Source organism: Fundidesulfovibrio terrae, from assembly GCF_022808915.1.
GTDB lineage: Bacteria > Desulfobacterota > Desulfovibrionia > Desulfovibrionales > Desulfovibrionaceae > Fundidesulfovibrio > Fundidesulfovibrio terrae.
On record NZ_JAKZFS010000003.1, the window covers coordinates 279,457 to 304,554 of the forward strand.

The 25,098-nt window shown below is 65.3% G+C and carries 20 protein-coding genes; 13 read left to right on the forward strand and 7 right to left on the reverse strand.

The annotated features are described in order from the left end of the window. Positions 1–8: 8 nt before the first annotated feature. Together ML540_RS12085 and ML540_RS12090 are read right to left on the reverse strand one after the other, a co-directional pair. Entirely contained in the window at positions 9–1,235 is a 1,227-nt protein-coding gene (locus ML540_RS12085) for an efflux RND transporter periplasmic adaptor subunit (protein WP_243361390.1), read from the reverse strand. Between the two features lie 309 nt (positions 1,236–1,544). After that, entirely contained in the window at positions 1,545–2,216 is a 672-nt protein-coding gene (locus ML540_RS12090; RefSeq protein ID WP_243361393.1) for a DUF47 domain-containing protein, read from the reverse strand. 216 nt (positions 2,217–2,432) lie between these two features. Here ML540_RS12090 and ML540_RS12095 point away from each other — a divergent pair, with 216 nt between their 5' ends. From ML540_RS12095 to ML540_RS12110, 4 genes are all read left to right on the forward strand, one after another. Further along, positions 2,433–3,971, forward strand: coding sequence for a PAS domain-containing sensor histidine kinase (locus ML540_RS12095; protein WP_243361396.1), 1,539 nt, complete (start codon positions 2,433–2,435; stop codon positions 3,969–3,971). Then, positions 3,968–5,383 (forward strand): sigma-54-dependent transcriptional regulator, encoded by a 1,416-nt coding sequence (locus tag ML540_RS12100; RefSeq protein WP_243361398.1) that lies wholly within the window; start codon positions 3,968–3,970, stop codon positions 5,381–5,383. The genes ML540_RS12095 and ML540_RS12100 overlap by 4 nt, the downstream gene beginning before the upstream one ends. 65 nt (positions 5,384–5,448) lie before the next feature. Then, a complete protein-coding gene (locus ML540_RS12105) occupies positions 5,449–7,419 on the forward strand; it encodes an ATP-binding protein (protein ID WP_243361400.1) in 1,971 nt (656 codons plus the stop codon). Between the two features lie 287 nt (positions 7,420–7,706). Then, positions 7,707–8,114 carry a VOC family protein gene (locus ML540_RS12110; protein WP_243361402.1) on the forward strand — a complete coding sequence of 136 codons (408 nt, stop codon included), beginning with the start codon at positions 7,707–7,709 and terminating at the stop codon, positions 8,112–8,114. 124 nt (positions 8,115–8,238) lie between these two features. Here ML540_RS12110 and ML540_RS12115 read toward each other — a convergent pair whose 3' ends face one another. From ML540_RS12115 to sqr, 5 genes are all read right to left on the reverse strand, one after another. Further along, positions 8,239–10,554 carry a PAS domain S-box protein gene (locus ML540_RS12115; protein WP_243361404.1) on the reverse strand — a complete coding sequence of 772 codons (2,316 nt, stop codon included), beginning with the start codon at positions 10,552–10,554 and terminating at the stop codon, positions 8,239–8,241. Next, positions 10,551–12,467: a hybrid sensor histidine kinase/response regulator gene (locus tag ML540_RS12120; RefSeq protein WP_243361406.1), complete on the reverse strand. Its 1,917-nt coding sequence runs from the start codon at positions 12,465–12,467 to the stop codon at positions 10,551–10,553. Before ML540_RS12120 ends, ML540_RS12115 begins: the two co-directional genes overlap by 4 nt. 186 nt (positions 12,468–12,653) lie before the next feature. Beyond that, positions 12,654–13,010: a response regulator gene (locus tag ML540_RS12125; RefSeq protein ID WP_243361409.1), complete on the reverse strand. Its 357-nt coding sequence runs from the start codon at positions 13,008–13,010 to the stop codon at positions 12,654–12,656. 38 nt (positions 13,011–13,048) lie between these two features. Next, positions 13,049–13,696: a helical membrane plugin domain-containing protein gene (locus ML540_RS12130; protein ID WP_243361411.1), complete on the reverse strand. Its 648-nt coding sequence runs from the start codon at positions 13,694–13,696 to the stop codon at positions 13,049–13,051. An 11-nt stretch (positions 13,697–13,707) separates the two neighbouring features. Next, entirely contained in the window at positions 13,708–14,946 is a 1,239-nt protein-coding gene (gene sqr, locus ML540_RS12135) for a type III sulfide quinone reductase, selenoprotein subtype (protein WP_243361412.1), read from the reverse strand. 473 nt (positions 14,947–15,419) lie between these two features. Here sqr and ML540_RS12140 point away from each other — a divergent pair, with 473 nt between their 5' ends. The 9 genes from ML540_RS12140 (at position 15,420) to nuoK (ending at position 25,097) form a co-directional block, all read left to right on the forward strand. After that, complete coding sequence (locus ML540_RS12140; protein WP_243361415.1) at positions 15,420–15,833, forward strand: NADH-quinone oxidoreductase subunit A; 414 nt, start codon at positions 15,420–15,422, stop codon at positions 15,831–15,833. After that, entirely contained in the window at positions 15,809–18,202 is a 2,394-nt protein-coding gene (locus ML540_RS12145; RefSeq protein ID WP_341482656.1) for an NADH-quinone oxidoreductase subunit B/C/D, read from the forward strand. Before ML540_RS12140 ends, ML540_RS12145 begins: the two co-directional genes overlap by 25 nt. 14 nt (positions 18,203–18,216) lie before the next feature. Beyond that, positions 18,217–18,711: an NADH-quinone oxidoreductase subunit NuoE gene (gene nuoE, locus ML540_RS12150; protein ID WP_243361417.1), complete on the forward strand. Its 495-nt coding sequence runs from the start codon at positions 18,217–18,219 to the stop codon at positions 18,709–18,711. Between the two features lie 3 nt (positions 18,712–18,714). Continuing rightward, the gene (locus ML540_RS12155) at positions 18,715–20,109 is read left to right on the forward strand and encodes a complex I 51 kDa subunit family protein (RefSeq protein ID WP_243361420.1); all 1,395 of its coding nucleotides are present in this window, start codon (positions 18,715–18,717) and stop codon (positions 20,107–20,109) included. Continuing rightward, on the forward strand, positions 20,097–22,589 hold the full coding sequence (nuoG, locus tag ML540_RS12160; protein ID WP_243361421.1) for an NADH-quinone oxidoreductase subunit NuoG: 2,493 nt from the start codon (positions 20,097–20,099) through the stop codon (positions 22,587–22,589). Before ML540_RS12155 ends, nuoG begins: the two co-directional genes overlap by 13 nt. Further along, positions 22,586–23,581 (forward strand): NADH-quinone oxidoreductase subunit NuoH, encoded by a 996-nt coding sequence (gene nuoH / locus ML540_RS12165; RefSeq protein WP_243361424.1) that lies wholly within the window; start codon positions 22,586–22,588, stop codon positions 23,579–23,581. The genes nuoG and nuoH overlap by 4 nt, the downstream gene beginning before the upstream one ends. Before the next feature lie 13 nt (positions 23,582–23,594). Beyond that, on the forward strand, positions 23,595–24,149 hold the full coding sequence (gene nuoI, locus ML540_RS12170) for an NADH-quinone oxidoreductase subunit NuoI (RefSeq protein WP_243361426.1): 555 nt from the start codon (positions 23,595–23,597) through the stop codon (positions 24,147–24,149). 109 nt (positions 24,150–24,258) lie between these two features. Continuing rightward, positions 24,259–24,795 carry an NADH-quinone oxidoreductase subunit J family protein gene (locus ML540_RS12175; protein WP_243361428.1) on the forward strand — a complete coding sequence of 179 codons (537 nt, stop codon included), beginning with the start codon at positions 24,259–24,261 and terminating at the stop codon, positions 24,793–24,795. Next, positions 24,792–25,097 (forward strand): NADH-quinone oxidoreductase subunit NuoK, encoded by a 306-nt coding sequence (gene nuoK / locus ML540_RS12180; RefSeq protein WP_243361431.1) that lies wholly within the window; start codon positions 24,792–24,794, stop codon positions 25,095–25,097. Before ML540_RS12175 ends, nuoK begins: the two co-directional genes overlap by 4 nt. Position 25,098: the final 1 nt, after the last annotated feature.

Sequence of the window (25,098 nt, forward strand, 5' to 3'; positions counted from 1 at the left end):
CCTCCACCCTACCCGGCCTGGCCGTCGGGGCTCTTGGCGGGAGCCTCTGCGGGGCTCTTGGCGGTGGGCTCCGCCCCGGCTTCCCTGGGGTTCACCGGAGCGCCGGGGTGCACCTTGATGACGCCCTCCACCACGATGCGCTCGCCGGACTCCAGCCCGGACTCGATCAGGTAGGCGTTGCCCTGGGTCTCGCCCAGGGTCACGATGCGGGGCTCCACCATGTTCTGGGCGTTCACCACCCAGACCATGGCCCCCTGCTGGGTCTGGAGCACCGCGCCCTGGGGGATGGTCATGGCCTGCTTGAGCACCGCCCCGGCAAGCTTGGCTCGGACGAACTGCCCGGGCATGAGCGCGCCGTCGGGGTTGGGCACCTCGGCCCGGGCCTTGACCACGCCCGTCTGGGCGTCCACCTGGGTGTCGGTGAAGTTGACCTTTCCGGGGAGGGGGTACACGCTTCCGTCGGCCAGCACGAGGCGTACCTCGAAGTCCTGCCCGTTCTCGAAGGCCATCCTGCCCGAGGCGCGGTTGGCGCGGAACTTCATGGCCTGGGCGCTGGGGATGGAGAAGTTCACGTACACCGGGTCGATGCGGTTGACCACGGTGAGCAGGCTCGAATCCGCGCTCGTGCCCACCAGGCTCCCCTCGGAGCGGGTCTCCTTGCTGGTGACCCCGGTGATGGGCGCCTCCACCCGGGTGTAGCCCAGGTTGATGCGCGCCTCGCGCACTTTGCCCTGGGCGGCGCGGACCTCGGCCGTGGCGGACTCGTAATTGGTCTGGGCGTCGTCGGCGTCCTTCTGGCTGACCACGTCGGCCTGGCGCAGCTTGCGCATGCGCTCCAGGTCGCGCTTGGTCTGCGCGAGCCTGGCCTCGGCCTGCTCCAGCGCCCCCTGGGCCTGCTCCAGGGCGGCCTTGAACGGCTCGGGGTCGATCAAAAACATCAGGTCGCCCTGGCGCACCTGGGTGCCCTCGACATAGGCCCTTTTCAGCAGGATGCCTCCCACGCGGGCGCGCACCTCCACCTCGCGCGAGCCAGTCACCTGGCCCATGTATTCGATGTTCAGGGGAAGGTCCCCGCGGCTGATGGTCTTCACCACCACCTCCGGGGCGGGCATGCCCCCGGCGGGCGCGGATTGCCCCGAGCTTTCCTTGCCGCAGCCGGAAAGCGCCAGCAGGCACCACAGGAGGAGAAGAACGGCGTTCACGCGCGGTGCGCGTTGCGGACGAGACACTGGCATGGGGGATACTCCTTGGAACGTGGCGAACGACGCGGATAGGCGAGGTCCGGAATCGATAGCGGTTAATTAGTTAGCTATCTAATTTTGTGCGGGAGAAGTGTCAAGCGGGAAAGCCTGCGGAAAGAACAAGAGCAAGAGCAGGAGAAGATGCCTCCGGCGGCCAAAGGGTTGACTCGGGACGTCCTGGCCCTCGCCCTGCGGGCGCTGCAAGCAGCGCCCAATTCCGCCATCCTGCGGAATTGGCAGACCCTTTGGAATCCCCTGTAGCTCTCGCGTCGCTCGATGCGGGTTCGCACCAGCCGGGTGAGACTATCTGGCGATCATGGCCCGCAGCACGTCGGCCGCGCCCTCGGCGTTGTGGCTCATGTCGTGCGTGTATTCGATGAACTTCACGAAGCGATATATTTCCCGGAAGTCGGCGTCCGCCGCGAAGGACTCTCGCTGCAGCTTGCGCGACGCTTTCGCGGCCCGGTGATGCTGCAGCCGCACCTCGTGGTAGGTCTCCTTCACACCGGAACGGTCCTTGGTGGCCCCGTAGACCAGGTCCATGGTGCCCACGATGGCCGGCTTCAGGAGTTCCACCGTGCGGCAGGCTTCCCGGGCCAGCGACCGGGCCGAGGCGGTCAGGTCCTTGGAGAGGTCCAGCCTGCGCATGCCCAGCCAGTTCAGGGCGTCCTGGGCGGAATCCAGGATGTTGTCCTGGCTGCGGGTGAAGTTGAGGAACAGGGTCTTGTCCACTTCCATGAAGATGTCGCGGGGCAGTCGGTTCCTTATGCGCCGCTTGATCTTGTCGGCCTGCCCCTCCAGGGTGTCGATCTCCACCGTGAGGGCCTGGAAGCCGGCCCCGTGGCCATTGTTCAAGTATTCCTTGAGAGCCGCCTCCACCACCATGACGCCCTTGGCCACCGGCTCGTAGTGTTCGAGCAGGCCCGGAAGGCATTTGCGGCCGGTCAGGCTCGAAATGAGTCTCGAAACAAACATGCGGCGGCTCCTGGGTTCGATTTCACGAAGGATGTCCGTCTAGGGGTAAGAAAAATCCCGCACCTTGGCAAGGTGCGGGTCACGCGATCGCCGCATGGTTGTGAATTGTGTCACGACGCCTTGCAAAGCGTATCGGGAGGATATAGGAGCCAGACACAGACGCGAGAAGGGAAAGCCCATCCAGAAGTGGCTTCGGCCCTTGCGCTCGGACCCGACATGCACCGGACACCCCAAGCAAGCCAGACGGCCGACCTCGAATCCCTGTACGGGGGCCTTCCCATGGCTACCGTCCTGGCCGGGCCCGACGGCCGGATACTCTTCGCCAATCCCGAATTCTTCGCACTGACGGAATGCACATCCGCCGACCTCGAGATCATGGGCTTCGACGACCTTGTCGGCGTGTTCAGCCCCTCCATCCGCGACGACGTGACCGAAGGCGTCTGGCTGGACATGGACAAGCCCATTGCCCGATCCGACGGCAGGCTGGCCTGGGTGCGCATCCGCGTGGACCATGCTCCCCTGCGGGACGGCGGCGAGGCCCGCAGGCTCCTGGTGGACGACGTCACCCGCTACAAGGTGGCCATGGAAGGACTCTTGAACCGCAAGAACCTCTACCAGTCCATCGTGGAGACCCGCCCGGACCTCATCTGCTGCTTCCTGCCGGACTGGAGCCTCACCTACGCCAACTCGGCCAGCGCCCGCTTTTTCGGCAAGCATCGCGAGGACATCGTGGGCGAGGACTTCCTCATGCTCGTGGAGCCGGACCTGCGTGACCGCCTGAGCCAGGCCGTCACGAGCATCACCCAGGACAATCCCATCGCGGAGCTCGAGTACAAGGCCGCCCAGCCCGACCCCGACGCCCCGCCCTTGTGGATGCGCTGGATCATCCAGGGGTTCTTCTACAAGACCGGCCACATCAAGGACTACCAGGCCGCGGGCATGGACGTGACCGGCCAGAAGGTGACGGAATCGCAGTTCATGCACGCCGACCGGCTGGTTTCCCTGGGCACGCTCGTCTCCGAGGTGGCCCACGAGATCAGCAACCCCAACAATTTCATAATGCTTAACGCCCCCCTGGTGCTGGACCTCTGGCGGGCGGTTTCCCCCGGCCTGGAGAAGCTTGCCGCCGAGGGCGGCGGGCTCCTGGGGGGCATTCCCTTCTCCGAGGTGTCGCGCGACGTGCCCCAGCTTCTGACCGGCATCGTCGAAGGCTCGGAGCGCATCCGCGACTTCGTGCGCGAGCTCAAGAACTTCGCCCGCCAGGACTTCGAAAGCGGCTTCGAGATGCTGCCGGTCAACGACGTGGTCCAGTCCGCGGTGCTGCTCATGAGCAAGACCATCGGCATGCACACCAGCCGCTTCTCGGTGCGCTACGGCGCGGGGCTGCCCCTGGTGCGCGGGCGCAGGCAGCGCCTGGAGCAGATCGTGGTCAACCTCGTCCAGAACGCCTGCCACGCCCTGCCCGGCGCAAGCCACGGCATCGAGATCGAAACCCTACACCACGAGCCCACCGGCAGCGTGCGCATCGTGGTGCGCGACGAGGGCGTGGGCATCCGCCCGGACGACCTGCCCCGGGTCACCGAGCCGTTCTACTCCACCAAGCGCGACCAGGGCGGCACGGGGCTCGGGCTTTCCATCTCCCTGGCCATCGCCCGCGAGCACGGCGGACGCCTGCTCATCGATTCCGTTCCGGGCCAGGGCACCACCGCCGTGGTGGACCTGCCCGCCGCTTCTGCGGACATGGCCCTGACATGAGCGCGTCCCCGACCCCCCTGAACCCGATCCTGCTGGTAGACGACGAGGAGCAGGCCCTTCGCAGCTACGACCTCAACCTGCGCTATTCCGGCCTCACCAACACCATCCGCTGCTCCGACCCCCGCGAGGTCAAGGACATCCTGCGCTCGCGCGAGGTCTCGCTGGTCATGCTGGATCTGTCCATGCCCCAGATGCGCGGCGAGGACGTGCTCTCCTTCATCAAGAGCGAATATCCGCACGTGCCGGTGATCATCGTCACCGGCTTCGACGAGGTGGAGACCGCCGTGCGCTGCATGCGCGCCGGATCGGCCGACTACCTGGTCAAGCCCGTGGACCGCGCCCACCTGCTCTCCGCCGTGCGCCACGCTCTGGAAGCCAGGCAGGCTCCCGCCGCGCCCGCCCAGGCCAAGCAGGACGCCCCCGCCGGGACCGATGACCCCCTGGCGTCCATCGTCACCGTCAACCCGGGCATGAAGTCCATGCTGGCCTACGTGCAGGCCGTGGCCGCCTCGGACGAGCCCGTGCTGGTGGCGGGCGAGACCGGCGTGGGCAAGGAACTGGTGGCCCGGGCCATCCACGGCGCAAGCGGCCTGCGGGGCAAGTTCGTGGCCGTGAACGTGGCCGGGCTCGACGACGCCATGTTCTCCGACACCCTCTTCGGCCACAAGAAGGGAGCCTTCACCGGGGCCAACATCGGCCGCCGGGGGCTCATCGAGGAGGCGGCCGGAGGCACCCTCTTCCTGGACGAGATCGGCGACCTGCCCAAGAATTCGCAGCTGAAGCTCCTGCGCCTCATCCAGGAGCGCGAATACTACCCCCTGGGCTCCGACGCCGTGAAGCCCATGGAGGCCCGGATCATCGTGGCCACCAACGTGGCCCTGGAAGACGCCATCGAACAGGGGACGTTCCGGCGCGACCTCTTTTTCAGACTGCGCACCCACTACGTGCGCATCCCTCCCCTGCGCAGCCGCATGGACGACCTGGGGCCTCTCACGAGGCACTTCCTGGAAAAGGCCGCCGAACGCCTGGGCAAGGAGCCTCCCAAGACGCCCACCCAGCTCGCCGGGCTGCTCGGAGGGCATGCCTTCCCCGGAAACGTGCGCGAACTGGAGGCCATGATCTTCAACGCCGTGGCCCTCTGCGAGGGCGGCGTCCTGCCCCTGGAACCCATCCGGGAATGGATCGGCTCGGTTCGCGGACGCTCCGGCGCGGAACTCTTTCCCGCCGTGCTGGAGGAAGGGGCGGCCGCGGTGCCGACCCTCAAGCAGATCGAGGAGCGCACCATCAGCGACGCCCTGCGCAAGGCCGGGGGCAACCAGAGCGTGGCCGCCAAGATGCTCGGCATCACCCGCCAGGCATTGAACAGGCGGCTCCTGACCAAGAAGCGCAAGGCAACTTCCGAAGATATCTGACGCTTTCCCATAGATACCCCCTGCTGCGCTTGCTATTTCCGCCTACTTGAAACAAGAATCGGAGCGTGGAAAGGCGCACGTACACTTCCCCGAACGGCGGTCCTCCCTCCTGGCAACCTGGAGGGGAGACGCACAAGGCTCCGTCGCAGCACCTCAGGCGGGCATGGACCGGGTACGCCCTCGCCTTCGTTCTGTGCGTGGCCACCCTGGTGCTGCGCCTGAGCCTGGGAAACAGCAACGGCACCCCGCCGATGCTCATCCTGTACATGATCCCGGTGATCATCTCCGCCTCGGTGGGCGGGGTGGGAGCCGGGCTCTTCTGCACCTGCCTGGCGGCCCTGTTCGCGTCCTACTTCCTGCTGACCCCCTCCGACTCCTTCGCCATCGCATCCGTCCATGACCTCGTCAACTGGGCCACCATGGTCGCAACCGGCCTGGTGATCAGCGTCATCGTCGAAGCCCTGCACCGCACAAAGCGACGGATCGAAACCGAGTACGAACGCTACCGCGCGGTGGCGGACAACACCTACGACTGGGAATTCTGGCTCGACCCCGCAGGCAAGTCCCTCTACCAGTCTCCTTCCTGCAAGCGCATCACCGGCCACAGCGCGGCCGAGTTCGAGGCCGATCCCGGCCTGCTGGAGCGCCTGGTGCATGCGGAAGATCTCCCCGCCTTCAAGGCCCACCGCCACGGGGTGGTGGGCGATCAGGTCGCGGGCGAATTACACTTCCGCATCATCCGCCCGGACGGGGACATTCGGTGGATCGAGCACTTCTGCCAGCCCGTGTTCGACTCGGGCGGCGCCTACCTGGGCGCGCGCGGCAGCAACAGCGACATCACCGACCGGAAAAGGGCCGACGAGGCCTTGCGGGAAAGCGAGGAGACTTTCAAGAAGCTCTTCGACGAGTCGTCCGATCCCATCCTGCTCATGCGGAGCGGACGGTTCATCGAGTGCAACGAGGCCGCGCTCCGGCTGCTGGGAGCCCCCAACAAGGAGACGTTCCTCAACTCCACCCCCCTGGACATCTCTCCCGAAAGCCAGCCGGACGGCAGGCTTTCGGCCGATGCCGCGCCGGGGTTCATCGGACGGGCCTTCACCGAGGGCAACAGCCGTTTCGAATGGATGTGCAAACGCTACGACGGGAAGCCGCTACTCATCGAGGTGTCGCTGGTGCCCATCATGCTCAGGGGAGAGCGCCTGCTGCACAACACCTGGCGCGACATCACCGAGCGCAAGCGCATGCAGGAGGTGCTGGTCCAGACGGAAAAGCTCATGAGCGTCGGAGGCCTGGCCGCGGGCATGGCCCATGAGATCAACAACCCCCTGGCGGGCATCCTGCAGGGGGTGCAGGTGATCAGGCGGAGGCTGGACCCGGGACTCGAGGGCAACCGGTCGGAGTCCAGTGAGTGCGGCTGCTCGCTGGACGCGGTCAACGCCTATCTCAAGAATCGCCAGATACCGGATTTCCTCGACGGCATCGAACAGTCGGGCCAGCGGGCGTCCAGGATCGTGGCCAACATGCTCGAATTCAGCCGCAAGAGCGACCAGGCTTTCGCCCGGTGCGACCTGAATGAAGTCGTGGACAAGGCCGTCAATCTGGCCGCCAGCGATTTCGACCTGAACAAGAAATACGATTTCAAGTCGATCCGGATCGTCAAGGACTACGCGCCCGAACCGGTCTTCGTGAACTGCGACCCGGCGGAGTTGCAGCAGGTGTTCTTCAACCTGCTCAAGAACGCGGCACAGGCGTTGGCGACCGCGAAGCAGCCCGCGCCGGAACCGGCCATTCGCCTGCGCACCGGCCGAAGGCAGGAGGTGGCGGTCGTCGAGGTGGAGGACAACGGGCCGGGCATCCCCCCCGAGGCGCTCAAGCACGTGTTCGAGCCGTTCTTCACCACCAAGGAGCCCGGCCAGGGCACAGGACTGGGGCTTTCGGTGTCCTACTACATCGTCACCGCCCACCACGGCGGTCGCATGGGCGTGGAGTCTCCCCCCGGCTCCGGGGCCAGGTTCGTGGTGGAACTGCCCGCATAAGAACGGACGCTTTTCGCGTCCTCAGGATTGCCGTCGCGCCTCTCGCGGCCCCCCCCGCATCGAGAACCGCACAGCCCGGCTGCTTCAGGTTTCGCGGCCGCCCGCAAGCCCCCGTCCCTCCCGTGGACCACAAGGCAACAGGCATTCATGCGTCCTTGACAGCCACCACCACACAGCCTACGAAGCATAAGCCTGGACCCCCATCTCTCGCGGGCCACAAGAAATGGATTCTCCTTCCGGGTCCACAGGGGGGCAAACGCCCCGCCATTAAACGCGAGGAACGAAACATGGCGTCACAGATCTTCGTGAACCTGCCGGTGAAAGATCTCGATAAATCCATGGAATTCTTCACCAAGCTTGGATTTTCATTCGACCCTCGGTTCACGGCCGCCAAGGCAGCCTGTCTGATACTCGGAGAGAACACCTTTGTAATGCTCTTGCTGGAACATTTTTTCAAAACGTTCACAAAGAAAGAAATCAGTGACGCAAGCAAGAGCACCGAAGTATTGATCGCTATAAATGTGGATACGAGAGAAAAAGTCGGCGAGCTGATACAAAAAGCTGTCGAAGCCGGCGGATCGATCTGCATGGATCCCGAGGATCACGGCTGGATGTACGGACACGGCTTTGCAGACCTTGACGGCCATCAATGGGAAATTCTCTACATGGATATAAATGCGGCCCTTCAAGCCTGACTTCTCCGGATGCCCGCATGCGCAGCACGACCGTCAGGCGGCCATACGGCGCTCATGCTGTTGCCTCCAGCGGTTTTAAACGCCATATCCACTGACCGGCCGGCATTCAGGCGTCAGCCTCCCCCTACTCCCCGCCTCCGGCCCGCTCCCCCGCCACGGGCAGACGGATGAAGAAGCTCGCCCCGCCGTCCTCGTTGTTCACCACATTGATGGACCCGCCGTAGTCCTTGATGATGCCGTAGCTGATGGAGAGCCCAAGCCCAGTGCCCTTGCCCACCTGCTTGGTGGTGAAGAAGGGCTCGAAGATGCGGGCCATCATGGCTTCGGGGATGCCCGTGCCGGTGTCCGAGATGCGCACGCTGACGAAGCCGTTGTTGTGCATGGTCTTGATGCCGATGCGCCGGGGCGACTGGGGGTCGCCGGTCTTGGCGGCGCGCTCCTCGATGGCGTCGCGGGCGTTAATCAGGAAATTGATGAACACCTGCTCCATGCGGTTGGCCTCGCAGCGCACCAGGGGCAGCTTCTCGTCCAGCTCCCAGGCCACCTCGATGCTTCGCAGCGAGAGCTGCTGGCTGAAGAAGTCGAAGGACCGGCGCAGCACGTCGTTTAAGGCCACCGCCTCCAGGTGGATCTCCGATTTTCTCCCAAACTCGCGCATGTGGTTGATGATTTTCGTGGACCGCTCCACCTGCTCGGCCACCAGCTCGGTCACGCGCTTGAGCAACGCCTCGGCCGGGGGCTCGCCGCGCGACAGGCTGCGCTTGATGAGGTCCACGCTGGTCTGGATCACGGACAGGGGCTGATTGATCTCGTGGGCCACGCCGGTGGCCATCTCGCCCAGGGTGGCCATCTTGCTGGCCTGGATGAGCTGTTGTTCGGTCTCGAGCCTGTTGGAGATGTCCGACACGGTCACCAGATAGACCTTGTTCTTGTTGAATTCCGAGGGCGAAGAGTTGATGGAGACGAAGAACTCCCGCCCGTCCTTGGTGATGTGCTTGGTCTGGTCGATGTCCTGGCCCTTCTTCATGGCCTTGACGAAGGCCGCCTTTTCCACGTCCGCGAAAAGGTCCAGGAAGCTCATCTTGGCCAGCTCGCTCTTTTCGAACCCGTAGAGGTGCACGGCCCCCCGGTTGCAGTCGCGGATGGAGAAGTCCGCCTGGTCCAGCACGAACACCGCGCTGGGGATGTTGTTGAAGATGTCCATGTACTTCTTTTCGGAGCGCTTGAGCTCGCCCTCGAGCTCCTTGCGTTCGGTGATGTCCAGGCACATCTCCATGGCCGCCACCAGGTTTCCCTGCCCGTCGTAGATGGGGGCCGTGTTCACGATCCAGTGGGCCATGGACCCGTCGCGGTAGCAGCCGGACTCCTCCGTGGTGTGGAACCTGCCGGATTTGAAGGTCTTCTCCACGGGGCAGTCCGGGCATTTGGAGTCGCGGTTCTTGTAGGCTTTGTAGCAGTGCTCCCCCAGCTTGGCGTTGAAGCGCTCCTCGAAGGTCTTGTTGAAGCGCAGCAGCCGGAAGTTGCGGTCCTGCACGGTGATGATGCAGGGCACGCCCTCGAAGAGGTCCTGGTAGAGGTTCTTCTGCAGGGAGAGCTGCTCGTTCTTGGCCACCAGGTCGGCCCCCATCTGGTAGATGGCCTCGGCCAGCTGCCCTATTTCATCGTGGGCCACCACGCTTCTGCGCCGCAGCGTCTTGCCTTGGGCGATGAGCCGGGCGTCGCGGATGATCCGGGTGATGGGGCGCTTGATGAGCGCGAAGAAAAGCCCGGCCAGGGTGGCGAAGGTGATCACGAACTGGGCGAAGGCCAGGTAGAGCGTGTGCTGCCTGCTCTCGCTGATGATGGTGTCCGAGTCGGCCAGGGAGAAGGCCAGGTCCAGAACGCCCAGGATCTTGTCCTCGGCCCGGTGGAAATGGCAGCCGGAGGGGTCGGAGCATCCCTGCTCGTTGAGGATCGGGCTCACCAGCCGCAGCACGCGCTCGCCGTGCTCCTCGGAATCCTTGTAGATGGCCTCCGTGAGCGTGGGCTGGAGCTTGGGCACCAGCCCCTGGTGGCACGCCTGGCAAAGAGGGTCCTTGCGGGAGATGAAGACATGGGGCTGCTCGCCGGCGCTGGCGAACATCACCTCGCCGCCCTTGTTGATGATGCGAACCCCGCGTATCTCCTTCAGTTTGCTGTAGTTTCCGACGATCTGCTGGATGTCCTCGCGGGAGTTGAGCATCATGGCGTAGTGCAGGCCGAGCTTCACCGTGCTGGCCACGCGGTCCGCGCCCAGGGTGAGGCTCTCGATGGTGGCCTCCCTCTGGTTCTCCACGTGGTACCAGGACCACAGGAAGATGCTGGCGAACAGGATGAAGGCGATGGGAAAGATGATCTTCAGGATCAGCTTGTTGCGCAGCGAATCGAGAAACTCGCGCACCAGGCCCGGTTGCGGATTCATGCGGATCTGGTCCTCGGCACGGTGACGATGATGGAGGTGCCCTCTCCGGGCTCGGAACGCACGTCGATGGTCCCGCCGTGGCGCTCGATGACCTGGTTGGAGATGAAGAGCCCCAGGCCCGTGCCGCGCGACCCCTTGGACGAGAAGAACAGGGTGAACATCTTCTCGCGGGTCTCTTGGTCCATGCCCATGCCGTCGTCCGCGACCTCGAAACGCACGTTCCGGGCGTCGGCCGCCACTTTGAGCACGACATGGTGCTCGGGCCGGGTGTCGTCCTCGGCGCATGCGTCCACGGCGTTCTCAAGGAAATTCACCAGGGCGGCGGACATGGCCGTCTCGTCCAGATCCATGGACCCCAGGTCGGGAGCGGCCTCGAGCTGGAACGCCACCCTGCGCAGGGCCGCCTTGGGCTCGATGATGGCGGCCAGGTCCGAGGCGAAGCCCGCCAGATCCACCGGCGCGGTCTCGGCCTCGCGGGACTTGGCGTAATAGAGGATGTCCAGCACCATCTTGCGGATGCGCCCGATCTTGTCCTTGACGATGGCCCAGCCCTCGCGCAGGCGGCCTGGGTCGTCACGCTTGAACCCGGCCTCCACCTTGTACACCCCGCCGTCCAGCGACGTGAGCAATCCCTTCACGCCGTGGGACATGGACCCGAGCATAAGCCCCAGCGAGGCCAGATGATCCTGCAGTTCGCGAATCTGGGTGATGTCGGTGGAAATTTCCATCACCTGCTCGATGTTCCCTTGCTCGTCGTGCACCGGGGCCGTCTGGATGAGCACGATGCGCTGGGCGCCGTCCCTGGTGGTGACCACGGTCTCCCACTGGTGGGATTCGCCGTCGTCGAAGGTCTGGATGATGGGGCATTCCTGGCAGGGGTCCTCGCGGTGCTTGAAGACGTCGTGGCATTTGGCGGCGCGTATCTCGCCGAAGTCCTGCCGGAAGCGGCGGTTGGCCTCCACGATGTTGAAGTCGCGGTCCACCACCTCGATGTAGCAGGGCGCGGAGTCGAAGAGGCGGTGGTACTTCTCGCGGGCGGAGCGCAGCTCCTCCTGGAGCCTGCCCACCTCGGTCACGTCCACGGAGAGCTCGATGACCAGCTCAACCTGCCCTTCCTTGCTCATGATGGGCGCGGTGTGCACGATGACCGGCACCTCCCTGCCCTCCAAGTCCATCAGGGTTTCGCGGCTGCGCTGGGACGTGCCGTGCTCGATGGTCATGGCCACGGGGCAGGCGTTGCCGCTGCCCTGGCGCTGGGCGTAGACCTCCCAGGACTGCTGGCCGGTCTTGTCGCCCAGGCGGTCCCGGTAGAGCTGGTTGACGGCCACCACCTCGAGGTACCGGTTGTGGATGGAGATGAAGCAGGGCAGCTCGTTGAAGTAGCCCATGCCCTCGTCGCAGGTCTCCACCAAGCAGCGCATGGCCGAGGACAGCCCCTCCACCACCTGGCCCACGGCCAGCTGGCGCTCGAGCTCCACCAGCCGGGCGGACTTTTCCTTGACGATGCGCTCCAGGTTCAGGGTGTGTTCGCGCAGCTGGCGGCGCATGGAAATCTTGTCGGCGGCGCGCCTCAGCGCGCTCACCAGAAGCTCGTCGCGGATGGGCTTGGTGATGAAGTCCAGGGCCTCCTGCTGGAGGCTTTTGACGACCAGGTCCATGTCCCCGTGGCCGGAGATCATGATGACCTCGATGTCCGGATTCTCCGCCTTGACGCGTTTCAGGAGCTCGATGCCGTCCATGCCGGGCATCTTGATGTCGGTGAGGACGATAGTGGGCGAGAACAGCTCGAGGGTTTCCAGGGCCTCCTCGCCGCTGCCCGCCGTCTGGACCTCGTAGCCCAGGTCGGCGATGGAGAGCCCGAGTATCTCCCGGATGGCGTCCTCGTCGTCGACCAACAACACCTTCTCGCTCATTGCTCACTCCTTTCGGTGCGTGCCCCCCACGCTGACGGACCATACCGCGAGGGGCAAGAAGCGGCAACCATGCTTTCGAATAGGGGACCTGGGAGGGAGGAAACGGCGAAGGCGCGGGCTTCCTGTGGGAAACCCGCGCCTTGCGATATCGTCTGGCCGCGAAACTGCCGGCCTTGGCCCTTGAAACTAGGCGCCGATCATCTCCGCGACCATTTTCAGGGTCTTCTCGGTGTCCACGGGCTTGGTCAGCACGGGGACGTTCTTGGTGAGCACCGGCGGGCGGGGGCCCACGCCGCTGATCACGATGACGGGGATCTCGGCCAGCTGGGGTTCCTGGCGGAGCTTGACGTAGAACAGGGTGCCGCCGCGGGCGGGCATGTCCATGTCCAGGGTGATGAGATCGGGGACGTGGACCTGGGCCATTTCCAGGCCCTCGACGCCGTTCTTGGCGCCCACGGTCTCATAGCCGGCCTCTTCAAAGACGTCCTTGAGGTACGAGATGATCTCGGGATCGTCGTCGATGATGAGGATCTTCTTGGCCATAGTAACCTCGCGTTTTCGCGGCTAGGCCGCTTTATTGGTTATTTCAGCTTGCCCAGGGCCTTGACCATTTCCATGGCCACGCCGATGCCGTTCTTGACCTCGGAATCGGACAGAGCGCCCACCACGCCGAACATGCCCACCGGCTTGGCGTTGGCCAGGTCGATGTTGGCGGGCATGTCGGTGAGCTTCTCCAGGAGTTCGAGCATCTTGGGGTCGCTCATCTTCTTGAGCAGGCCGATGAGGACGACGAAGCTGTCGCCCATGGCCTCGATGTCCTCGGGGCCGTAATGCTGCGCGATCTTGCCGCGGACTTCCAGCATCGCCTCGTAGGTGCGGAACACGCCCTTCTGCTCCAGGGTGCCCAGGTAGCGCACCGTGTTGTGCAGGGCGGACTTCATCATCGGCTCCATGGTGTGCCACATGTCGATGATGGTCTCGAGCGCCTCCATGGCCCAGGTCAGGTTCTTCACGTTGGTGAGGAACTTCTTGACCAGGGGCATGAGGTCTTCCAGCTGGAAGCTGTCCTCCACGTCCTTGAGCTCGTTGATCATGACGTAGAGAGCTTGCTTCATGATGGGGTTGAGATCCCGGACGAGATCGTCCATGGGCTCCCTGGCTTCCCGCATGACAGCCAGTTCGGCCTCTATCTTGCCGAGTTTTTCGAGAATGAGATCCTCTTTGCTCATGATCTCTTCTCCTAGAAGCCTTTGCCAGGCCGCTTCTTGCCGGCCATGAACATCTGGGGTTCGAGGGGCAAATCCTTACCCTTGAGCATGAGGTTGAAGTACACCCATTTGAACATCATCTTGCCCCAGTAGTTCATGTAGGACTCTTCCAGCAAGGCGAAGGGTCCGATTCCGGGGAACGGATATTTGCCCGGCAGAGGCTCGACCTTGTAGTTGAAGTCGATGAGGGCGGCCTTCTCGTAGCCGGTGACGATGAAGCAGTTGGAGTGGCCGTCGAACTCGGGGCGGGGCTCCAGGCCCTCGATGTCGCGGTGCAGGTTTTCCACCAGCACGTCGGCCTCGAAGTGGGTCACGGAACCGGCCTTGGAAGTGGGCACGTTGGTGGCGTCGCCCAGGATGTACATGTTCTCGTAATCCACCGACTTCAGGGTGTTGTGGTGGGTCTTCATGTAGCCCATGGGATCGCCGATGTCGGAGTCGATGATCACCTGGGAACCGAAGTTGGGCGGGATGGCCACCAGCAGGTCGTACTCGACCTCGTCGCCCTTCATGGATTCCATCACGCCGCGCTCGGCGTCGACGGCCGCGATCTCGAAGTTGGGGGTGATCTTGATGTTCTTCTCTTCGCAGATCTTGCCCAGGGCGGCGGCGGCAACCGGCTTGGTGAAGGCGCCGGTGAGCGGGGTGACCAGCTCGATCTCGATGTTGTGGCGGGTGCCTTCGGTCATGAAGAACCAGTCGGCCAGGAACAGGAACTCCAGGGGCGCGACGGGGCACTTGATGGGCATCTCGGCGATGTTCAGGACCAGCTTGCCCTTTTCGAACCGGGCCAGCTTGTGGGCCAGGTCCACCGCGCCGTTGGGGGTGTAGAAATCGTGGATGTTCTTCTTCCAGCCGTCCATCATGCCTTCGATCTCGTCGGGCATGATGCGGCAGCCGGTGGACACGACGATCCAGTCGTACTCGTACTTGCCGTTGGTGGTGGTGACGACCTTTCCAACGGGATCGACGTTGCTGATCTCTTCGTTGACGAAGTTCACGCCGGCCGGGATGAAGCCGGACAGAGGACGGATGCAGTCCTTGATGTCATAGATACCGAAAGGCACGAAGAGCCAGCCGGGCTGGTAGTGGTTGACCGTGTTGCGGTCGATGACGGTGATGCTCCACTCTTTCTCGTCCAGCTTCTGGCGCATCTTGTTGGCGATTATGCAACCGCCGGCGCCGGCACCAAGAATAACAAGCTTTTTCATGTCCTAACGGCTCCTCTGGTGGTTTGAAACCTAGGTTTTCCGATAACCCCCAAGCGTCCCTGGGGAGTCCCCAATTTCCGCGTACGAAGGCCCTAAAGCAAGGCTCGGGCCAGGGGGCGCGATCAAAAATAGTATAATTATATCAGTAATATAAATCCTAAAGACCACCCCAGGAATACCCGCCGGACAGCAACATCGGTTGACAACGACCATGGGGACACCCGCAAAACCAAGAAAAGGCGCGGACCGCCTGAAACGGCAACATTCGTTGTCACGTCAGCATTTGTTGCGGTACGTTTCGCTGCGGCCAGGCGCGCGCGAGCCGCTAAGGAGGAATAAACAGCCGGAACCGGCTCGGAATTTTAGTTTTTCTTTACTCCGGCGTCCGAAATGGACTATGGGAATGGCATGTTCGTACTCCGTTCGGACCTTCAGCCCCGGCGCGGGGCGATCACCAGACGAGGACACGCCGCATGACGCCCATGGACACATCCATCGCCGCCGCCCTCTCCCCATGGGAGCCGGGGGGCTTAAGCCTCTTCGTGTTCGCCGTGCTGGTGGGGGGGCTCATCGCCACCCTGCTGGTGCTGACCCGGCTGGTGAATCCGCCCAGGAGGAGCCCCGAGAAGGACCGGCCCTACGAGTGCGGGATCATCCCCACCGACGAGCCCGCCTTCCGCTATCCGGCCCCGTTCTCGCTGGTGGCCATGGTCTTTCTGATCTTCGATGTGGAAACCGCCTTCATCTACACCTGGGCCGTTTCCTTCGACGCCATAACCGCCGCGAGCTTCATGGGGATCGCCGTATTCATCGGCGTGCTGCTTTTAAGCCTCTGGTATCTCTGGCTCAAGGGAGGGCTCCAATGGGGCATGGCCAGCAGACGATGACCGCGCCCGGCTCGGCGCCGCAAAACGCGGTGGACCTCGCCGTGGACTGGTGCCGGGCCAACAGCCTCTGGCCGTTCTTCTTCGGGCTTTCCTGCTGCTTCGTGGAGGAGGCCACGGCCTTCACCTCCCGCTACGACATCGCCCGCTTCGGCTCCGAGGTGTTCCGGGGATCGCCCAGGCAGTCCGACGTGCTCATCGTGTCGGGCACGATATTCAAGAAGGTGGCTCCCATCGTGCTTCGGCTCTACGAGCAGATGGCCGAGCCCCGCTGGGTGATCTCCATGGGCTCGTGCTCCAACACCGGCGGCATGTACGACGTCTATTCCGTGGTGCAGGGCGTGGACCAGATTTTGCCCGTGGACATCTACGTGCCCGGCTGCCCTCCCAGGCCCGAGGCCCTCTTGCACGGCCTGATGGAGTTGCAGAAGAAGGTGAAGCTGGAGCGCCCGTCGCGATCCATCGTGGGGCTCTCCGGCGGCGTCCAGGGCGGGAGGACGAGCGAGCTGTTCGAAGGCGTCACCAAGGCCATGGACACGCGCGGCCCCGGCTTTACGGGCACGGCCGTGCGGGGAACCTCGGCCACGCCGCCCGGTTTCTCAGGCAGCCGCTCCCGGCTCATGTGGACGCCGCCCGCCGCGCGCATTGAGGTTTCCGGGCCGGACCGGTCACTGGCCGATGAACTCTCCGAACGCTTCGGCGAAGGCGTCGAGAGCCTGGAGCCCGTCTCGGACATGCTCACCCTGCGCGTGGCCCCCGAGACGGCCCACGACGTGCTGGCCTACCTGAAGACCCGACCGGCCTCGCCCTACCCCCGCCTGGAAGACCTGACCGCCATCGACGAGTCCGCCCGGCAGGCCAAGCAGGGCTACCCTGACTACCACCTGGTCTACACCCTGCTCAATTTCCGCAAGGCGTCGCGGCTTCGCATCAAGGTGCCCCTCGAGGGAGAGGCGCCGGACGCCGCCAGCGTCACCGACGTCTGGCCCACGGCGGACTGGTACGAGCGCGAGGTGCGCGACATGTTCGGCATCGGCTTCACCGGGCGCGCGCCCCTGAAGCCGCTGATCCTGCCGCCCAACTGGCCCGGGCATCCGCTGCGCAAGTCCCATCCGCGCCGCTCCACGGAAATGGCCCCCTTCACCCGGGAGGACCTGCCCTCCCTGGAGCCCGTGGACGCCACCGAACTGCTGGGGCGCGCAGCCGGCGAAGAGGAGATGTTCCTCAACTTCGGGCCGCACCACTATGGCACCCACGGCGTCATGCGCTACGTGCTGGCCCTGCACGGCGAGACCATAAGGGACATGGACATCGAGATCGGCTACCACCACCGGGGCGTGGAGAAGATCGCCGAGCACCAGTCCTGGCACCAGTTCATCCCATACACCGACCGCGTGGACTACCTGGCGGGGCTGGCCAACAACCTCTCCTACGTCACGGCGGTGGAGAAGCTGGCCGGGATCAAGGTGCCCGACAGGGCCGAGTACATCCGGGTGATGCTCTGCGAGTTCTTCCGCCTGTCGAACCACCTGCTCTGGTTCGGCACCTTCGTGCAGGACCTGGGCATGATGAGCGCGGTGTTCTACACCTTCCGCGAGCGCGAGATGGTGCTGGACTTCATCGAGACCGTCACCGGCGGGCGGCTGCATCCCTCGTGGCTGCGCATCGGCGGCGTGCCCCAGGACCTGCCCGACGGCTGGCGCGACCAGGTGGACCGGTTCGTGAAGATATTCCCCTCGCGCATCAAGGAGTACGAGGCGCTCTTCAGCAAGAATCCCATCTTCACCGCCCGCACCAAGGGCGTGACCCCGGTGTCGGCCGAGGACGCCGTGCAGTGGGGCATCACCGGCCCCAACCTGCGCGCCTGCGGCCCGGCCTGGGACCTGCGCAAGAAGATCCCCTACGGGGCCTATCCGGCCTTCGATTTCGAGGTGCCCACCGCCCACACCGGCGACTGCTACGCCCGCTATGTGGTGCGCATGGAAGAGATGCGCCAGAGCCTTCGCATCATCGAGCAGGCCGCCCGGGACATGCCCCCGGGGCGCATCATGACCGACGACTACCGCTACGTGCTGCCCGACAAGAAGGATGCGCTCAAGGACATCGAGAGCCTGATCCACCACTTCGTGAATTCGTCGCGCGGGCCCACCTTGCCCCGGGGCGAGGCTTACCACGCCACCGAATCGCCGCGCGGGGAGCAGGGCTACTACGTGGTCAGCGACGGGCTCACTTGCCCCTACCGGCTGCACATCCGCTCGCCGGGATACGCCAACGTGCAGGCCCTCAGGCACTACGTGCCGGGACACACCATCCCGGACCTGGTCGCCACCGTGGCTTCCATCGACTACATTCTGCCGGACATCGACAGGTAAGGAGACGCGCCCGCATGCTGCCCGAGGAACTGGAGCAAACTCTGCGCGACATGGTGGCCCACACGGACCAGCCCAGGGAGATGGCCGTGGACGTGCTCTACGCGCTGCAGAACCACTACGGCTACCTGTGCGACGAGGCCATCGAAGAGGCGGCCAAGCGCCTGGGCATGAGCCCCCTGGAAGTGGACGGGCTGGCCACCTTCTACGACTTTCTCTACCGCGAACCGGTAGGCCGCTACGTCATCCACGTGTGCGACGGCGTGGTCTGCTGGATGCACCGGGTGGACGGCGTGTTCCGCCACCTGCAGGACGTTCTCGGCATCGAAGTGGGCCAGACCACGCCCGACGGCATGTTCTCCATCCTGCCCACGGCCTGCATCGGCGACTGCCAGAACGCGCCCGGCATGCTGGTCAACGGCAAGTACTACGGCAGACTCACCAACGAAAAGATCGACGAGATCCTCGCCCGGCTGCGCGAACACGGCGAGGAGATCGTGGTGTGCAGGTAGGCCATGTCTGAACTCGTACTCTTCAGGAACCGCGGCAAGCGCCGCCACGTCCACCTGGACGAATACCGCGCCAACGGCGGCTACGAGGGACTGACCAAGGCCGTGACCTCCATGGCCCCGGCAGAGGTCATCAAGGAAGTGCTGGACTCCGGCCTGCGCGGGCGCGGCGGCGCGGGTTTCCCTGCCGGGCGCAAGTGGGGCGGCGTGTCCCTGGACAGCCCGCACCCGCGCTACATCCTGTGCAACGCCGACGAAATGGAGCCCGGCACCTTCAAGGACCGCATCATCATCAACGCCGACCCGCACCTCATCATCGAAGGCATGGCCCTGGCCGCCTACGCCATCGGCGGGGACAAGGGCGTGATCTTCATCCGCCCCTCCTACGAGCTCGAAGCGGAACTCATGACCATCGAGATCGAGGAGGCGCGCGCGGCCAATCTTCTGGGCAAGAACATCCTGGGCACGGACTTCAGCTTCGACATCATCGTGCACCGAAGCGGCGGCCGCTACATCTGCGGCGAATCCGGAGCCCAGCAGCGCGCGGTCATGGGCGTGCGCCCCAATCCCATCGAGACCGGCTACCGTTCCGCCGTGCGCGGCCTGTGGGACAAGCCCACAATCGTCAACAACGTGGAAACCCTGGCCAGCGTCCCCGGCATCATCCGAAACGGCGCGCAGTGGTTCAAGGACCTCTCCGCCACCCCCGGCGGAGACGGGGCCAAGCTCTACGCCGTGAGCGGCATGGTGGCCAACCCCGACTGCTTCGAGCTGCCCTCGGGCACCACCCTGCGCGAGATCGTCTTCACCCACGCCGGGGGGATGCTTCCGGGCAAGAAGTTCAAGGCCGCGCTGCCCGGCGGCACCTCCACCACGTTCATGTCCGAGAAGTACCTGGACCTTCCGCTGGACTTCCAGACCTTGCGCGACAACGGATTCCGCCTGGGCACCGGCGCGGTGATCGTCTTCGACCAGGACACGTGCCTGGTGGCGGCCACGCTCAACATGTCGCACTATTTCGCCCGAGAGTCCTGCGGCTGGTGCACCCCCTGCCGCGACGGCCTGCCGCTGGTGCTGGATCTGCTCACGCGCATCGAGAACGGCACGGGCACCGCGGAGGACGTGGCGGCCCTTCGGCGCACCGCTCAGCACATGGATTACGCCAACTGCGCCTTCGCCCCCGGGGCGGCCGCGCCGGTACTCGGCCTGCTGGACTATTTCATGGACGAGGTCATGGCCCACATCGAGGGCAAGGAGTGCCCGTTCGGCTCGCAGCCGGCCCTGCCCTGGCAAGGCGACCGCTACGCCGTCATCACCACCTGGCCCGGAGCGCCCGAGGGCAGTTGCCCAGGCGCGCGGCCCAGGCCCAAACCGAGGCGGATCGTCTCATGCCCGATCTGATCATCGACGGACTTTCCGTCTCCGTGCCTGAGGGCACCACGGTCCTCGAAGCGGCCGAGCAGGTGGGGATCATGATCCCGCGCTTCTGCTTCCATCCGGCGCTCGGGCCCGCGGGCTCCTGCCGCATGTGCGCGGTGATGTTCACCGACGGCCCCGTGAAGGGCCTGCAGATGAGCTGCATGGTCACGGCCAAGAACAGGATGGTGGTGGACACCGGACACCCCGAGGCCCTGGAGTTCCGCAGGCACATCGCGGAGCTGCTCATGCTGCACCACCCCCACGACTGCCCGGTGTGCGACGAGGGCGGGCACTGCCTGCTCCAGGACACCACCATCTCCTGCGGACACGGCATCCGGGAATTCAAGGGCAAAAAGCGCACCTACCGCAACCAGGAGCTGGGGCCGCTGGTCATCCAGGAGATGAACCGCTGCATCCACTGCTACCGCTGCGCGCGCTACTACCAGGAGTTCGCGGGCGGCCGCGACTTCGGCCCCGTGCGCATCGCCGGGGACGTGGCCTACGGCCGCTACGCCGAGGGCCCCCTGGAGAGCCCCTTCGCGGGGAATCTGGTGGAGGTCTGCCCCACGGGGGTGTTCACCGACAAGCCCTCGCGCCACAAAGCCCGCCACTGGGACCTGGAGCGAAGCCCCTCGGTGTGCCTGAGCTGCAGCCTGGGCTGCAACACCACCGCCTCGGCCCGTTACCGCTCCATCATCAAGATCGAGGCCCGGCACAACCCCGAGGTCAACGGGCATTTCCTGTGCGACCGGGGCCGCCACGGCTACGAATACGCCAACCTGGCCGACAGGCCGCGCTCGGCCCAGGTGGACGGACAGGACGTCTCCATGCAGGCCGCCATGTCCGAGGCCGCCAAGCGCCTGAAGGCCATCGTGGCCGAGCACGGGCCGGGCTCCGTGGCCTGCCTGGGCTCGGCGCGCCAATCGCTCGAGAGCCAGGCGGCGCTCAAGATGCTGGCCCAGAAAGCCGGGTGGACCGCCCCCGAGTTCACCTCGGGCAGCCACCGCAAGCTGAACATGCTCGCCGCCGTGGCCGGGCTCGGGCGCGACCTGCACGTGTCCATGAACGCCATCCCCACGTCGGATTGCATCCTGGTGGTGGGGGCCGGACCGCTCTCCGAAGCCCCCATGCTGGCCCTGGCCATCCGCCAGGCCGCCCGCAAGGGCGCGGCCGTGGCCGTGATCGACCCCAGGCCCGTGGAGATGCCGCTCGACTTTACGCACTTCCCCGCCCGCAGGCACGATATGGAGGCCGCCCTCGGGGCGATCCTGCGCCGGGCCTTTCCGGAGGCCACCCCCGAGGACGCCGGGTTCCTGGCGGCGCTTTCGCCGGATATGCCCGAAAACGCCGCCCCTCCCGGCTGGGAGGAGTTCGCGGCGAGACTGGCCGAAAGCGCCTTCCCGGTCATCGTGTGCGGCTCGGACATCGTCCGGCTCTCCACCCCGGCCCTGGCCGCGGCGGGGGCGAAGCTCCTGGCCAAGCGCCGGGGCCGGGCCGGATTCTTCCCGGTGCTGGCCGGGGCCAACGCCCACGGCGCGGCGCTCATGAACCCGGACACGGCCACCAGCTTCGACGACGTGCTCGCGGGCATCGACGACGGGCGCATCAAGGCGCTCATCTGCATGGAGTCCGACCCCGTGGCCCGCTTCGCCGACCACGCCCGCATCCAGGCGGCCATCCACAAAATCGACCTGCTCCTGTGCGTGGACTTCCTACCCTCGGCCACGCGCTGGCAGTCGCACGTATTTTTGCCCTGCGAAACGGTGTTCGAGTCCGGCGGCAGCTTCATCAACCAGGAAGGGCGCGTGCAGTACGCAAGCCCGGCCTTCGCTGGCGGTACGCCCATGGCCCTGACCCTGAAAAACGGACACCCGCCCAGGACCTACGCCAAGGGCGTGCCCGGATCGCAGCCCCTGCCCGGATGGGATTTGCTGGCCGGGCTGGCCGACGCCCTGGGATGCAGCTTCGATGCGGGATTCCATCCCTGGCGGGCCGTGGCCGACGCCTCGCCCGCCCTGGCCGGACTCGCTCCCGAGAGGTGGCCCCACGACGGCGCGCTGGTGTTGCCGGACGTTGCCCCCGGAGCGTCCCTTGACGCCAGGCCCTCGCCCATCCCGCCCGACCTGGCCGCCGACCTCATCATCACCGAGCAGGCCTTCGGAACGGAAGAGCTCTCCAGCTACGGAACCATCCTGAAAAGCCTGGCCCCCACGCCCCAGGTGGTGCTGCACACCCTGGACGCCAACACCATCGAGCTGCGCGAGGAGGACTTCGTGCTGCTCTCCTGCGGCACCGGGCCGGTCAACTGCTACCTGCGCATGGTGGACAACATGGCCCGTTCCACCGTGGTTCTGCCACGGCGGCACGACAGCGGCTGGCGCCACGCCGTGGCCAGCGGCTACACCGTGCAGCTCGAGCTTCTGCGAAAGCACCCCGCCGGCCCCGAGGAGGAACTGCCATGACCCTCTGGCTGACGGGACTGGCCCTGCTGTTGGTGAAGCTGGCCCTGGTGCTGGTGGTGGTGCTGGCCATCGCCGCCTACCTGGTGCTCCTGGAACGAAAGCTCTTGGGGCGCTTCCAGCAGCGCTTCGGCCCCAACCGCGTGGGTCCCTTCGGGCTTTTGCAGCCCCTGGCCGACGGGGCCAAGATGCTCCTCAAGGAAGACCTCATCCCGGCCGGGGCGGACCGCTTCCTGTTCATGATCGTGCCCGCCGTGCTGCCCGCGGCCACGCTCCTGGCCTTCGCCGTGGTGCCCTTCGGCACCGACATCACCGTCATGGGCCAGAAGGTGCCCATGGTCATCTCCGACCTGGACGTGGGGGTGCTCTTCGTGCTGGCCCTGTCGTCGGTTGGCGTCTACTCCCTGGCGCTCGGCGGCTGGGCCTCCAACAGCAAGTACAGCGTGCTCGGAGCCGTGCGGGGTGTCGGCCAGATGATCAGCTACGAGCTGCCGCTCGGGCTCACGCTGGTGCCCATCGTCATGATGGCCGGGTCCATGAGCCTCGTGGACATCGTGGACGCCCAGGCGGACATGCCCTTCATCGTGTACCAGCCCGTGGCCTTCGTGCTCTTCCTCATAAGCGCCCTGGCCGAGATCAAGCGCACCCCCTTCGACCTAGCCGAGGCCGAAAACGAGCTCCAGGCCGGGTTCCACATGGAATACAGCGGCATGCGCTTCGCCCTGTTCTTTCTCGGCGAATACATGAACATGATCTTCCTGGGGGCCCTGGCGGCCGTATTCTTCCTGGGCGGATGGCGCGGGCCGGTGCTGCCGCCGGTGGTGTGGCTGCTGCTCAAGGCCTTCATCATGCCGGTGCTGCTCATCTGGATTCGCGCCACGCTGCCGAGGCTTCGGCCCGACCAGCTCATGCGCCTGTGCTGGGTGTGGCTTGCGCCGCTGGCGCTTGTGAACATTCTGGCCACCGGAGCGGTCATGCTCTTTATCAAGGGATGATGGGGATAACGGCATGTACCAGAAGAACGGATTTCTCAAAAGCGCCATCGAGGGCACCACGGGCCTGCTGGAACCCTTCCAGGTGGTGTTCAAGCACCTCTTCCGCAAGCCCATCACCGAGGAGTACCCCGAGTTCAAGCGCGAGCTGCCGGAAAGGACGCGTGGGCGCATCGTGCTCACCCGCAGCCCCGACAACGAGGAGCGCTGCGTGGCCTGCCAGTTGTGCTCGGCCGCCTGCCCGGTGAGCTGCATCTCCATGCAGTCCGCCGTGCGTGAGGACGGTCGCCGATACGCCGAGTGGTTCCGCATCAACTTCGGGCGCTGCATCTTCTGCGGCCTTTGCGAGGAGGCCTGCCCCACCCTGGCCATCCAGCTCACGCCCGACTTCGAGATGAGCGCGGACGATCCCCTGAAGCTCGTCTACGAGAAGGACGACCTGTTGGTGGACCACGGCGGCAAAGACCCGGACTACGATTTCTACAGGCACGCGGGCGTGGCCGTTGGGCGCGGGCCAGGCACCCACGAGGACGAGCTGCCCGCCGTCAACATCAAGAGCAACTACCCATGAGGGCGGATCGTCTGGTCGGACGGGGAGAAAGCCTCCGGCGGCCAAAGGGCTGCGCCCTTTGGAATCCCGTATCGCTTCGCGTCGTGGCAGGCGCGCTTGGGGTGATGATATGAGCGTAACACAAATACTTTTTTATGTGCTGGCAGGAGTCATCGCCGCGTCCACCGGGCTGGCCGTGTTCCAGCGCCAGCCGGTGCACGCCGTGGTCTACCTGGTGGTGTCCTTCTTCGCCACGGCGGTGCTCTTCGGGCTCTTCGGCGCGCCGCTTCCCGCCATCCTGCAGATCATGGTGCCCGCCGGGGCGGTGATGGTGCTGTTTCTCTTCATCATCATGCTGCTTGGCCGCGAGGAGCCCAAGCCCCGCGACCTGGCCACCATGCGCTGGATCGGCCCGGCCGCCCTGGCGGCCGTAGCGGCCGTGGCCGGGGCGGTGCTGCTGTCCCTACCCGTCCACGAGGCCGTCCCCATGGCCATGGCCAAGGCGTCGGCCAAGGAGCTCGGGCGCTTCGTGTATCAGAACTACTGGCCCGCCGTGGAGGCCGTGTCCGTGCTCTTCTTCGTGGCCTTGGCCGGGGCCATGTTCCTGGTGCGCGACTTCAAGGCCCGGGGCGCCGAGAAGCCCGGCAATGAGGAGGCCCAGCCGTGACCGCTCCCCTCGAACACGTCCTGGCCCTGGCAGTGCTCCTTTTCGCCATGGGAGCCTTCTGCGCCCTGGCCAGGCGCAACCTGATCATGATCCTGCTCGGCGTCGAGATCATGCTGAACGCCTGCTCCATCGCCCTGGTGGGGGCCTCGCTCAAGTGGCAGGCCATGGAGGGACAGGCCTTCACCCTCTTTCTCATGGCCCTTACGGCGGCGGAGGCCTCGGTCGGGCTGGCGCTCTTCGTCCACGCCCGCAAACGCGCCGGGACGCTTGATTCCGGCGGCTACTCCAGCATGAAGGGATAGC

Excerpts from the sequence above, each read along its gene's own strand:
- ML540_RS12085 (WP_243361390.1), bottom strand. The coding sequence starts at position 1,235 with ATGCCAGTGTCTCGTCCGCAACGCGCACCGCGCGTGAACGCCGTTCTT.
- ML540_RS12090 (WP_243361393.1), bottom strand. The coding sequence starts at position 2,216 with ATGTTTGTTTCGAGACTCATTTCGAGCCTGACCGGCCGCAAATGCCTT.
- ML540_RS12095 (WP_243361396.1), top strand. The coding sequence starts at position 2,433 with ATGCACCGGACACCCCAAGCAAGCCAGACGGCCGACCTCGAATCCCTG.
- ML540_RS12100 (WP_243361398.1), top strand. The coding sequence starts at position 3,968 with ATGAGCGCGTCCCCGACCCCCCTGAACCCGATCCTGCTGGTAGACGAC.
- ML540_RS12110 (WP_243361402.1), top strand. The coding sequence starts at position 7,707 with ATGGCGTCACAGATCTTCGTGAACCTGCCGGTGAAAGATCTCGATAAA.
- ML540_RS12115 (WP_243361404.1), bottom strand. The coding sequence starts at position 10,554 with ATGAATCCGCAACCGGGCCTGGTGCGCGAGTTTCTCGATTCGCTGCGC.
- ML540_RS12120 (WP_243361406.1), bottom strand. The coding sequence starts at position 12,467 with ATGAGCGAGAAGGTGTTGTTGGTCGACGACGAGGACGCCATCCGGGAG.
- ML540_RS12125 (WP_243361409.1), bottom strand. The coding sequence starts at position 13,010 with ATGGCCAAGAAGATCCTCATCATCGACGACGATCCCGAGATCATCTCG.
- ML540_RS12130 (WP_243361411.1), bottom strand. The coding sequence starts at position 13,696 with ATGAGCAAAGAGGATCTCATTCTCGAAAAACTCGGCAAGATAGAGGCC.
- sqr (WP_243361412.1), bottom strand. The coding sequence starts at position 14,946 with ATGAAAAAGCTTGTTATTCTTGGTGCCGGCGCCGGCGGTTGCATAATC.
- ML540_RS12140 (WP_243361415.1), top strand. The coding sequence starts at position 15,420 with ATGACGCCCATGGACACATCCATCGCCGCCGCCCTCTCCCCATGGGAG.
- ML540_RS12145 (WP_341482656.1), top strand. The coding sequence starts at position 15,809 with ATGGGGCATGGCCAGCAGACGATGACCGCGCCCGGCTCGGCGCCGCAA.
- nuoE (WP_243361417.1), top strand. The coding sequence starts at position 18,217 with ATGCTGCCCGAGGAACTGGAGCAAACTCTGCGCGACATGGTGGCCCAC.
- ML540_RS12155 (WP_243361420.1), top strand. The coding sequence starts at position 18,715 with ATGTCTGAACTCGTACTCTTCAGGAACCGCGGCAAGCGCCGCCACGTC.
- nuoG (WP_243361421.1), top strand. The coding sequence starts at position 20,097 with ATGCCCGATCTGATCATCGACGGACTTTCCGTCTCCGTGCCTGAGGGC.
- nuoH (WP_243361424.1), top strand. The coding sequence starts at position 22,586 with ATGACCCTCTGGCTGACGGGACTGGCCCTGCTGTTGGTGAAGCTGGCC.
- nuoI (WP_243361426.1), top strand. The coding sequence starts at position 23,595 with ATGTACCAGAAGAACGGATTTCTCAAAAGCGCCATCGAGGGCACCACG.
- ML540_RS12175 (WP_243361428.1), top strand. The coding sequence starts at position 24,259 with ATGAGCGTAACACAAATACTTTTTTATGTGCTGGCAGGAGTCATCGCC.